The sequence below is a fragment of the Erythrobacter sp. SN021 genome, from assembly GCF_021864455.1.
On the sequence record NZ_JAKKUW010000002.1, the window covers coordinates 159273 to 171023 of the forward strand.

10 protein-coding genes are annotated in these 11751 nt (G+C 59.6%); 5 read left to right on the forward strand and 5 right to left on the reverse strand.

Features of this window, described 5'->3' with window-relative positions:
• Positions 1–56 precede the first annotated feature (56 nt).
• Positions 57–542 carry a hypothetical protein gene (locus L5849_RS05370; RefSeq protein WP_236924738.1) on the forward strand — a complete coding sequence of 162 codons (486 nt, stop codon included), beginning with the start codon at positions 57–59 and terminating at the stop codon, positions 540–542.
• Here the strand turns inward: L5849_RS05370 and L5849_RS05375 are convergent.
• The 3 genes from L5849_RS05375 to L5849_RS05385 are packed head-to-tail and all read right to left on the reverse strand — an operon-like array spanning position 526 to position 3269.
• The gene (locus tag L5849_RS05375; RefSeq protein ID WP_236924739.1) at positions 526–1338 is read right to left on the reverse strand and encodes a phosphatidylcholine/phosphatidylserine synthase; all 813 of its coding nucleotides are present in this window, start codon (positions 1336–1338) and stop codon (positions 526–528) included. The two genes, L5849_RS05370 and L5849_RS05375, sit on opposite strands and share 17 nt — an antisense overlap.
• On the reverse strand, positions 1335–2087 hold the full coding sequence (locus L5849_RS05380) for a phosphatidylserine decarboxylase (protein WP_115416418.1): 753 nt from the start codon (positions 2085–2087) through the stop codon (positions 1335–1337). The genes L5849_RS05375 and L5849_RS05380 overlap by 4 nt, the downstream gene beginning before the upstream one ends.
• A gap of 39 nt (positions 2088–2126) precedes the next feature.
• Positions 2127–3269, reverse strand: coding sequence for a beta-ketoacyl-ACP synthase III (locus L5849_RS05385; RefSeq protein WP_236924740.1), 1143 nt, complete (start codon positions 3267–3269; stop codon positions 2127–2129).
• Between the two features lie 102 nt (positions 3270–3371).
• On the opposite strand from L5849_RS05385, the gene L5849_RS05390 reads away from it, so the two are divergent.
• From L5849_RS05390 to L5849_RS05405, 4 genes are all read left to right on the forward strand, one after another.
• Positions 3372–4085, forward strand: coding sequence for a Crp/Fnr family transcriptional regulator (locus tag L5849_RS05390; RefSeq protein ID WP_236924741.1), 714 nt, complete (start codon positions 3372–3374; stop codon positions 4083–4085).
• 169 nt (positions 4086–4254) lie between these two features.
• The gene (locus L5849_RS05395; protein WP_236924742.1) at positions 4255–5838 is read left to right on the forward strand and encodes a hypothetical protein; all 1584 of its coding nucleotides are present in this window, start codon (positions 4255–4257) and stop codon (positions 5836–5838) included.
• A gap of 68 nt (positions 5839–5906) precedes the next feature.
• Positions 5907–6116, forward strand: a complete 210-nt coding sequence (locus tag L5849_RS05400; RefSeq protein ID WP_115416414.1) for a hypothetical protein — start codon at positions 5907–5909, stop codon at positions 6114–6116.
• The gene (locus L5849_RS05405) at positions 6113–7504 is read left to right on the forward strand and encodes a class I SAM-dependent methyltransferase (RefSeq protein WP_236924743.1); all 1392 of its coding nucleotides are present in this window, start codon (positions 6113–6115) and stop codon (positions 7502–7504) included. The genes L5849_RS05400 and L5849_RS05405 overlap by 4 nt, the downstream gene beginning before the upstream one ends.
• 240 nt (positions 7505–7744) lie before the next feature.
• Here the strand turns inward: L5849_RS05405 and L5849_RS05410 are convergent, their stop codons facing one another.
• Entirely contained in the window at positions 7745–10798 is a 3054-nt protein-coding gene (locus L5849_RS05410; protein ID WP_236924744.1) for a TonB-dependent siderophore receptor, read from the reverse strand.
• Between the two features lie 212 nt (positions 10799–11010).
• Positions 11011–11739 (reverse strand): Type 1 glutamine amidotransferase-like domain-containing protein, encoded by a 729-nt coding sequence (locus L5849_RS05415; RefSeq protein WP_236924745.1) that lies wholly within the window; start codon positions 11737–11739, stop codon positions 11011–11013.
• Positions 11740–11751: the final 12 nt, after the last annotated feature.

Below are 11751 nucleotides of genomic sequence, written 5' to 3' on the forward strand. Positions count from 1 at the left end.
CGGTCATGTCCCGCGGCGGGCACCGGTATGTGCGCCTTCCATGTGGATTTGCCCGCATGAAACCGGTCGGGAATCGACCCATTCTCTGCGGACCGCGCGCCTTTAGCCTCGTCGAAGAGAGAAATCCACCCTCGATTCACCGCAAAAATCTGGAATCCGGACGCGAAAAGCGCTTGACACTCAGGAACAAAAAGAGAACATTGTTCTCCTCGCCGGAACTGGCGGCGGCGATGACGGGTTTGTCCACCAGGTTTCCCCGCGCTGTCAACAGCTTTGTCGACAGCCGGGAAAGGAGAATTGAAATGTTCGCACTGTTGCTCATCACCCTCTTCGCCGCCGCCGCGGTGGTGGTTGCGGGCGTGCTTGCCGACAGCGGATTGCGCTGGTGGTCCGCTTTCGGCACGCTTCGGCGCGAATTGAACGGCGAGAACGCCCCGCTTCTGCCAAGCTTGCGCCCGGCAGTGCCGGTTTGCGGTTCCAGTACCGCCAACCGCTTCGCTCCGGCGCGCAGTCCGACAGGCAGAGTCAGCCGCGCCGCTTGATCCGCGCGTAGCGAAACAACGTATAGGGCAAGAGCAGAAGGTAGCCTGCGCAAATAGCGCTGAGCGTCCACCAGGGCTCGACCAGCAGAGCGGCGAACAGCAGCCCTACCAGCGCCAGCACCTCGAGACGGATTCCGCGGCGTGGACGAATCGATGTCCAACTCGGCGTCGCCATGTTGGAAATCATCAGCAGCGCGATAGCGACCAGCCAGGCGCCGACGAAAATCGGATTGCGTAAATCATCGAGCCCGGTCGCCATCCACAAATAGAACGGCGCAAAGGCCAGCCCTGCCCCCAACGGCGCAGGCACACCGGTCAGAAAACCGAGCGATTTGTGCGGTTGGTCGGACACGTCGATCTGCGCGTTGAACCGCGCGAGCCGCAAGGCACAGCAGATCGCGAACGCCAATGCCGCAAACCATCCGATGCGCGGCTCCGCCGATAGCGACCAGAGAAAGATGATGATGGCGGGAGCCGTGCCGAAACTCAATGAGTCGGCAAGGCTGTCGAGTTCGGCCCCAAACCGCGATTGCGCCTTGAGCGCCCGGGCGATCCGACCGTCGAGGCCATCGAGCAAGCCCGCAATGATCACCGCCACCACGGCAGCGCCCCAGTTGGCGTCGATGGCAAACCGGATTCCGGTCAAGCCGGATCCCAATGCGGCAGCGGTGATAGCGTTGGGTATCATGGCACGCAGCGTCAATGCGCGCGTGTGAACCTGGGTCGGCTGCTCGTCCTCGCTCGCCTTCGGCCCGAGTCGGCTACCGCCGTGTGGATCGTCCGACAGTCCATTCATTGAGAAACACCTTCGATCAGTTTTTGCGAGCCGATCTCCGCCAGAACCGTCTCGCCCGCGACGGTCCGCTGGCCGAGCAGGACCTTGGAATCGGTGCCGGAGGGAAGATAGACATCGACCCGGCTACCAAAACGGATCAGTCCGACGCGCTGGCCAATGCCGACCATATCGCCGGGTTTCACGAAAGGCACGATCCGCCGCGCCAGGAGTCCGGCGATCTGCGTGAAACCGATCTTGAGCCCGTCCGTCCGCTCGATCAGAATGTGCTGCCGTTCGTTTTCCTCGCTCGCCTTGTCCAGACCGGCATCGACGAAGCTGCCCGGTATATAGACTGCCCGCAGGATCGTCCCGGCGATCGGCGCGCGGTTGATATGGACGTCGAATACCGACATGAAAATCGAAATACGGGTGACCTTGCCCGGTTCGAGCCCGGCATGCCCGCTGCCATCATCGACGATCATTTCCGTGGGAGGATCGACTTCGGCAATCAGGGTCACGAGCCCATCGGCCGGCGCGACGATCAGCCCGTCGTCCTGCGGGACCACGCGTTCGGGGTCGCGAAAGAAGGCGAACACGCCCAGCGACAGCAACAATAGCGGCCAGCCCACGATTTCCCAGTCGAGGCCGATCAGGAAGACCAGGCTGATGACCACGGCAATGATGCCGAACTTGCGTCCCTCGGGATGGATCGGAGGCCATGACCAGCGAACATCGCCACGGCCACGATTATCGAGAAGGTTACCTGCCATTGCCGAGACCTAGGCCCTGTGGCGAAGGGTCACAAGGTGTCATGCCATCTTGCGGACGAACACCGCACCGGCGGAATAGCCGGCCCCGAAACTGCAGATCAGGCCGACATCGCCTTCCGCAAGGTCTTCATTGTGCTTGTGGAAGGCGATGATCGAGCCTGCACTCGACGTGTTGGCATAGGTGTCGAGCACGGTCGGGCTTTCGTCCGGGCTGGCCTCGTGCCCCAAAACACGCTGCGCGATCAGGCGGTTCATCCCTGCATTGGCCTGGTGCAACCACAAACGCCGGAGCCCCCGGGGGTCGAGGCCGAGCTTGTCTGCCTCGTTCACGATCATCTCGGCGACCATCGGAACGACTTCCTTGAACACCTTGCGCCCTTCCTGGACGAACAGCTTGTCCGCCTTCCCCTGTCCTTCGGGAGAGGCGCGGTTGAGGAAGCCGAAATTGTTGCGGATGTTGTTGGAAAAGACCGTCTTGAGCCTGGTACCGAGAATATCCCAGTGCCCGTCGGGAGCCATTGCGGCATCTTCGACCAGGACCGCCGTCGCCACATCGCCGAAAATGAAATGGCTGTCACGATCGCGCCAATTGAGGTGCCCGCTGGTGATTTCCGGGCTCACGACCAGGACGCTTCTGGCATTGCCCGAACGGACGTAATCCGCCGCCGTCTGAATACCGAAGGTGGCAGAGGAACAGGCCACATTCATGTCGAATCCGAAACCGTCGATGCCCAGTTCCCGCTGGATCTCTATCGCCATGGCCGGATAGGGCCGCTCCATATTCGATGCGGCGCACAGCACGGCATCGACATCGGCGGCATCGCGCCCGGCGCGCTCCAGTGCCTGACGCGCAGCCTTCACCCCGATTTCGGCCAGAATCGAAAGCTCCTCGTTCGACCGTTCGGGCCAGCGCGGCGCCATGACCTCGGGGTCGAGGATCGGGTCTTTCGCCATCACATGGCGCGCCCTGATCCCGCTGGCCTTTTCGATGAATTCGACCGAACTCGGCTGGAGCGGTTCCATCTCGCCGGCATCGATCGCTTGCGCATTTTGCGCATTGAACCGCTCGACATAGGCATTGAAGCTTTCGACCAGCTCTTCGTTCGTGATGGTCTCTTCAGGCGTGAAAAGCCCGGTGGAAGATATGACGGGGCGCCCGGTTAATTCGATCTTCTTGGTCATGACGGTTGACTAGGCGCGCTCTGGCCCGCCCGCAAGCATGAGGAGCGTGCGATCCGAAACACCCACTTCACATAGCCCTGGGCAACGGATACTGCTGGGACGATGCACGACACGCAGAATCCCCTTCCCAAGAGCTATTGCGACGCCTGTGCCATTCGCAACCGAGCGATCTGCGCCGATCTCGACGAGCGCGAAATCGCCCTGCTCAACGGAATCGGACGGCGCCGGAAACTGTCTGCCGGCGAGCAGTTGATGTGGGAAGGCGACGAGGCAGTTCTCGTGGCCAATGTTATCGAAGGCGTTTTGAAGCTCTCTTCGCATTCCGCCGATGGCAAGGAACAGATCCTGGGGCTCGTCTATCCTTCCGACTTCCTCGGTCGTCCCTTCGGTAAAACCTCGCCCTATGGGGTCGAGGCGCTGACCGATGCTCATATCTGCGTTTTCGAACGGACGGATTTCGACCGTTTTGCCCGCGAACATCCGCGTCTCGAGCATAAATTGCTCGAAAGAACCCTGAGCGAACTCGATCGGACCCGGCGTTGGATGCTGCTTCTGGGTCGAATGAATGCCGAACAGAAAGTCGCCAGCTTCCTGCTGGAAATGGCCGAACGGCTCGGCACGAACCAGGCTTCGGGGCCGGAAACCACCGTATCCCTGCCGCTTTCCCGGCAGCAGATCGCCGATGTGCTCGGCCTCACGATCGAAACGGTCAGTCGGCAACTGACCCGGTTGCGCGGTGCCGGGGCGATCGATTTGCCGTCCCGCCGGGAAATTGTCCTGCGCGACACGGCCGACCTGGAAGCGCGAGCGGGCTGACCCCGATATTCGTTGCCGCATCGATGGGATGCGGGGCGATCAACGCGAAATTAACCAAGTTTTGCGACAGCGGCAGAATGTCGAGCGAAGGTCGAACCCACGCCTGCCCACCGGCGCCTTCGCGAAGGCGGCGAAAGCAAAATCTCCCTGCATCACCAAGGCCAAAGCCATGAGCACAAGCGCCAGGCCCCACCGTGCGCGAATGATGGGTCATATCGTTTGGATCCTGGCCCTTTGGGCCGTTCTACTCAACCTGTTGACCTTCAATGGATATCCGATCGATACTGGCGAAGTCGCATTGGCTTTTCTGGGATTGGGCGCCATCGGTGCGGCGCTCGGAGTGCTCACTCAAGAACTCGGGCCAGTCCTCAGACACGTTTTGACTCCCCTTTTCGCAACGATAGGGATCGACCTCGGTTTTGGGATCGATCCGCTTCATTTCTTCATTGCGTTTGCTGCCCTCGCGCTCATTTCCTACCTTTGGTACGATCTCTTCCTGACGGTCTTCTTCTCTGCGTCGCTGTCGATCATCGTGTTTCAGGTGTTCGGCATGGCGTCCGCCGATCATGGTGCCGGTGATCCCTCCAGGGAGACGGCAGCCACCCAGCAACGGCCGAACGGGCCGTCGGATCGCCCCGCCCTGATCCACATCATCTTCGATTCCTACCTCGGTTTGGACGGGATGGCCTTAGGCCCGCAATATTACAGGGATCTCCGGGAGGAGCAGGCGGATTTCTTCATCCGCGAGGGCTTCCAGGTCTATCCCCGTGCCTACAGCCGTCATGCCAGGACGCTGAACTCCCTCCCCACTCTCTTTACCTATGGAACGCGGAAAGATTCCGAATTTGCAGCCGGCGTGCAGTATGTCGCTCCCGCCCAATTGCCGTATTTCACCGACCTCGATCAGCGCGATTACGCTATCAGCGCGGTCCTTCCGGCCTATTTCGACCTTTGCGTAAATCAGAAGATGAGCCAGTGCCGGACCTTCGAAAGTTCGCATCTCACGTCCATGCTCGATACCGATTTGAGCATGACGGATCGCATCAAGGTTTTCGGATACACGATCCTCAACCTCTCGCAGACCGTCAGAATGGTTGTAAGCGTGTTCGAGGTCCTCAAGGAAAACCGGGGTGGGAATAACACCCGACTGCTAGCAAATCGCAGTGAGCTGTTTCCCCTCGCATCGCTCAAAATGCTCGACACCTTCATCGACGATCTGGCGACCTTGCGCCGTGGCGAGGCACGCTTCGCTCATATTCTATTGCCACACGATCCCTATATCCTCCGGCCCGATTGCACGGTCAAACCGGAATCCGAATGGCTGGACGAACATGGTCCGGGCGCAACGAGCGCCAGAGAACGCGCTTACGCCGATCAGGTCCGCTGCCTGCAGACAAAGCTGGGCGACCTTCTGAACGAACTCGATCGAACACCGGCGGGACGCGAGGCCATAATCCTGTTTCATGGGGATCACGGGTCGCGGATCGCGCCTAGCCAGCCGATAGTCGACGCGCCACCACTCTCACCGCGCGAAGAGATCATGTCGTTTTCGACATTCTACGCAATTCGTATCCCCGGCGAAGCGTCCGGCGAAATCCCGGGCACCCATGCGCTCGACGAGCTGATGGCGGACTTCCGGAACCGGGATTTCGCATCCGCCCCACGGCCACCCTCCACCGCGCCGAGCGCCGCCTATATCGACGCTATGGGTACACCGAAAGAATGGCGGGAATTACCGAGTTTCGAACCCTGACTTAAGGAGATGTTAGGTGATTTCGTTCATATTTCGGGCGAATTCGAACTGTTCCAACGGGGTTTCCAATGCAGACTAAAGTTCTCATCTCGATCACGGGCGGCATGGCAATCTTGAGCCTCTCCTCACCGGCTCATGCCTATATCGATCCCGCTACCGGCAGCATTATTCTGCAAGCCGCGATCGGGGCAGTCGCCGGTGCTACCCTGTTTTTCCGAACGTCGCTTTTCAAAGTCAAAGCGCTGTTTTCCCGCAAAGACACGAGTGTCGATGAATGAATCCGGCAGTCAGTGTCGAAGCGGGATCGTTTCGCGATCCCAGCGGCCGGGTAATATATGCGGATGACAGGGTGTTTCGCACGGTCATGGGGACCGCTGCCGATAGCTTTCGCCAGGCTGAAACATCGGGCATTTTCCGCAAGCTCATCGCCGATGGGATGCTGGTCGACTTCGCGGATATAACCGACCAGGCTCCGGCATGGGGCCTCGAAGAAGCCGACATGCTCCTGGAGCACCCTCGCCTCCCCTTCGTATCGTACCCTTATGAATGGAGCTTCAGCCTGCACAAGGCAGCCGCACTGGCACATCTGGACTTGCATTTGGACTTGCTGAGTTCGGGGTTCACGCTCAGCGATGCAACGGCATACAATATCCAGTTCGATGGCGTCAGACCGAAGTTCATCGACCACCTTTCCATCCGGCCTTACGAGGATGGGGAAATCTGGGCGGGGCACCGTCAGTTCTGCATGCAGTTCCTCAACCCTCTGCTCATGTGGTCCGTGCTCGACGTGCAGCCCAATCACTGGTTTCGCGGTTCGCTTGAGGGGATAGCCCCCGAGGATCTGGCCAAGCTGCTCCCGTGGAGCAAGCGGTTCAACTGGACAATTCTAACCCACGTAATTGCCCAGGCGGCGATGCAGCGCCGATATTCGAATTCGGCCGCCAGTTCGGCGAAATTCGGCAAATCGCGGCTGCCAAGGCAAAGTTTCGAAGCGATGCTGCGCGGCTTGCGGTCGACGATCGCGAAACTGGATGTGCCGTCTCACAAAACGGTTTGGAACGATTACGCCCAGAATACCAGCTATGCCGCGCCCGAAACGCAGGCCAAGCATGAATTCGTCCAGGAAATGGTCGCCAAGGTCGAACCCGACCTGTTGTACGATCTGGGATGCAACAGCGGAGACTATTCGAAAGCCGCGCTAAATGCGGGTGCGAAGAGAGTGATCGGCCTGGATTTCGACCACGGTGCGCTGGAAGTCGCCTATCGCCGTGCCCAATCCGAGGGCCTCGATCTACTCCCGGTGTGGCTGGACGCGGCGAATCCCAGTCCGAACCAGGGCTGGGGCCAGGCAGAGCGCAAAGGCCTCGCGCAAAGGGCCACACCCGACGCCCTTCTCGCCCTGGCGTTCATCCATCATATCGCGATCGGACGAAACGTCCCCCTGGATATGGCCGTCGACTGGCTGCTCTCGCTCGCCCCGACCGGAGTGATCGAGTTTCCCCATAAGGACGACCCGATGGTGCAGGTGCTGCTCTCTCAACGGCCGGATATATTTCCAGAATACCGGAACGACATGTTCGCCAAAGTACTTTCCGCGCGCGCTCGGATCGTCAAGACAGTCGATGTCCTGCCCACCCGCACTCTCTATTGGTTCGAGCGAAGCTAAGCCCGGTCTCGCCACGCTGGAAATGCGAACGTGGTCGGAGACGAACGGGATACCCGAAATGCTACCGTCCTGCCGCAGGGTGCCGCATACCCCTCAATTCCAACCCGAAATGGCGAATTCCGGTTCCGATCCGCATCGACGCCGGCACCGACGTTTTCCTAGCTGCGCGAACGTTGAAGAAGAAAGCGCCCCGCCGGTTCGACACCGACGGAGCGCAAAGGAAAGAATCGCCAAGAAGCCTCAGAACCGGACGCGCGCACCCACGTAAAATTCGCGGCCCAGAACATCGGCAAGGCTGTTCGAGAGATTGTAGCTGGACCCGTAATTCGCCCCGGTCGGGACAAATGCGCCGAAATCGTCGAAGAGGTTGTTGACCCCGCCATAAATGCGGAACCTGTCGTCCTTGCCGAAGTCGTAGGCCATGTAGATCCGGTGGAAGTCCTGATTGCCGACCTTGAAGTAGCGATCATCCGTCGGATTGGCGTTCTGCGCGATATCGTCGACCCCGCCGCCGAGGAAAGTCATCGTGTAGCTGAACCGGAAGCCGCCATTGCGATAGCCGAGACGGAGCCGGAACTCGTCCTTGCCCGAACCGATCTCGCCCAGGGGCGACGATGTGATCGTCTGCCCACCGATCCCTTCGAAGGACACTTCCTGCTCGAAATAGTGCGTGTAGCGGAAGTCGAGATCGAACCGGCCCGGAATGAATTCCGGATCCACGCGATAAAGGACCTGCGCATCGATGCCGGAGACCACTTCGGTATCCAGATTCTCTTGGAAGTTGATCACCTCCGTAATCGCCCCAACCCCATCGCGAGTGATGACGTCGCAGAATTTGTTGTTGGGAAAATCGGAGGCTGAATAGCACAGCGAAACCGTGTTCTGCGTCGAGATGGAAGTGATCGCGTCCTTGATCTTGATCCGATAGTAATCGGCCACAATTGTCAGCCCGGGAATGAACGAAGGCGTGAACGCAAAGCCTGCCGTGATGGTGTCGGCAGTTTCTTCCTGCACGTTCGGATTGCCAGCATTCGGCCCCTGGGTGCCGGTCTGATCGTCGGTGAATGGTTCACCGGCATTGTCCGGATCGGCAAAGAATGCCTGAATACCCGGTTCGGTCAGACAATTCGCTGCAACTACAGCCAAATCTGCATTCTCGGCACCATCACCGACAATGCCGGTGATGCCCGACCCGTCGGGCAGCAGTCCTTCACATGGATCGGATAGACCGTCCGCATCCGGCCGCGGAGGCGAAAAGATCTCCGTCAGGTTGGGCGCGCGCTGCGAGCGCGAATACTGCGCACGCAGGCCAAAGTCATCGCTGACCTGCCAGACCGCCCCCGCATTGTAGCTCACGATCGTCCCGACTGTGTTGTAATCGCCTATGCGACCGGCAATCTGGACATTGAAGCCATCGAATACCGGAATGTCGAGTTCGGCATAGGCCTCCACGACCTCATAGCTTGCCGAAACGCTAGGAAAGGTTGCCAGCGATGTGACGTCGAAATCGGTGTCGGGCGCGAAGTTCGGGGTATCGCGCGTGGCGCCGTCGTTTAGGTCGCGGATCCCATTGGCACCGGCGAAGAGATCGCCATCGGGATCACCCATGGTGCTCTGGCTTTCGCGGCGCCATTCCACGCCAGCCGCGAACTTTACATCGCCAGCCGGCATTTCGAACAGCGTCCCGGAGATGAAGCCGCCCGCAGTGTATTGTTTGCGGGTCTGTTCTCCATAACCATTGTAACGGATGTAATCGGCAGCGGCGTCGCCGATGGTTCCTTCACCGAAGATATTGAGCGGAACGCAGCCATCGGCACGGGCGGCAGCATCGACACAACGGAAGCCGCCGGCGCCATCGGGTTCGATGTCGAGCGCGAAGCGTGCTTTCTGGAAGTTGTATTCGTTGGGATTGTTCTGCTTCTGGTCGAAGCGCCCGAATGTACCGAAAATCTCGTACTTCAGATTATCGCTCAGATTTCCGCTCACATCGGCAATCAGGCGCACCGTCTGACGGTCGTTGATACGCGCCTGTTCACCCAGCTCGATCAGGCGCCGGTTGAAGCTCACCGAACCGCTGCGGGTCTCCTCCACTTCGGGCGGGATAAAGGGATGGTTCGACGCCATATTGCCGATCCGCGTCCCATCCCCCAATGTGTCGCCGCTGTTGAGCGTCTCGTAGCCCGTGTAATAGGTCGTATCCACGTCCGAATAAGCGGCCGTGAACGAAAATGCCGCAGCATCGGAGAAATCGAACGAGGTAGTCAGCGCCAGATTGAGTATTTCACGTTCCGGCAGATTGGACCGTCCCGGACGGAAGTTCCAGCCATCGAAATCGGTGTAGAAATCCGACCCGGCAGGCCGGTTCGATGGGCGCAGCGACAGGTCGTTGAACCACTGTCCGTCGACGAACCAGGCATCACCTTCGAATACGCCGCCGGGGGTGGAACTGCTGAAGCTGGGCAGCAGGCAATGGCGTTCTGTATCGACCCCGAAACAGCCGGGGTAGTTGATCTCGTCGGTCCAGCCATCGCTGCCGGTCGACGGGATCGGATCGTCGAATTCGAGCGGCGCAATGGTTAGGGGCCGCGTGCTGTCGGCAGCGACTTCGTTCTCGTTGCGGTATTCGACACCGAACAGGACGTAACCCCTGCCATCGGCGAATTCCGTGCCGGCGAGGCCATTAATCCGGAATTCCTCGCCACCGCTCGCATCAGGGGTCGAAAAACGTCCATCGATCTGCAGACCGGAGAAATTGTCCTCCAGGATAAAGTTCGCAACACCCGCGATCGCGTCGGAGCCGTAGACTGCCGACATCCCGCCGGTAAGCACCTCGGTACGTTTGACGAAGCCGGCCGGAAGCGTCGACAGGCTGACGCGATCCGAATTGCCCGAGTTCGAAACGGCTCGCTTACCATTGATGAGAACGAGGGTGCGATCATCCCCGAGCCGCCGCAGGCTGATCGTCGACAGACCACTCGTCTGGATCAGATTGTTGGAGCTCTGCGGCGAAATCGATTCAGAGACGCCGGGCAGTTGCAGCACAGCTTCGGCAAGGTCGGTGGTGCCTGACTCGTCCAGATCCTGGGCGCCGAGAACCTGGATCGGCACGGCGCTCTCTTCGATCGTGCGTTCGATACGACTGCCGGTGACGACGATCCTGTTCTGCGTCGGATCCGTCGCGAGCGTCGACTGATCGGTGACCACCGTGGCATCCTGCGCAGAAGCCTGCCCACCCATGCACAATGCGAGCGCAAGCGCCGATGTGCTTACAGCTACCGTATGCGATCGTTTCATCTTACTATACTCCCTGTCCGACATTCATTGGCCAGCCCCGAGCGGAACCCGTCGCTGGTTCCGTCCGAACAAGACTGACCAAAACCCTGAACCTCATCTAATTCCGAAAAAGCGGAAGGTGATGCAGAAAACGCAAGACGTTCAAACTGAAAGATAATATCTTAAGAATGCAAGGCTGCGCGCGTGAAAATGCGTTAGCTGCGACAAATTTGTCATAATATGTCTGCGGCATTGATAAGCGACAGGTCTTCGACCTGCGCGGGCGTGGCGCCGTTACCATATTCGTCGATCGACACGCAGGCGCCGGTTTTTATGGCTAGCGCCCGCGCAAAAGCGTCATCCTCGAAATGCAGCGCCGTGCCGTCTTCGAGGGCATAGGCCGGATAGGTCGCATCCGCGCCACCAAGGTGCCTTTCCAGCGCCTCGCCGCGCTCGCTGCGCGCGTTGGAATGGACCGAGATCGTTCCCTTGAGCAGGCCTATCCCGCGTATCGCTTCGATCCGTGTCTTGACCGAGTCCGTCATTCCCCATTCGAACATGATGTTCGCGCCCGCACTTGCGCCCGACAGCACTACCCCCCTTTCATAAGCGCGCCTCAATGCGTCGTCGGCAGACCATTCGCGAAGCAACGTGCGGAGATTCCGCGTCGAACCGCCATCGACATATACTGCATCTGCGCCTTTGAAGAACGTGTCCGGATTGTCGTCCTCGAGCGCGAAGAGATTGAGATGGCGTGGGTCGAAACCGGCGCGCCTGCCGAGGTCGCAAAATTTGCTGACCTTCTCCGATGAGTCGCCGTTCGCCGCGCCGACATGGACGATGACCGGGCGTTCCTTGCCTGTAAGCCCGACGAGATAGCGGGCAAGACAGGGTGGGTCCGGCGGTTCCACAAAGTACGCGGACGAGTTGCTCATCGCCAGGATCTGTTTGCGTTTCTGCATAATGGTTCGTCA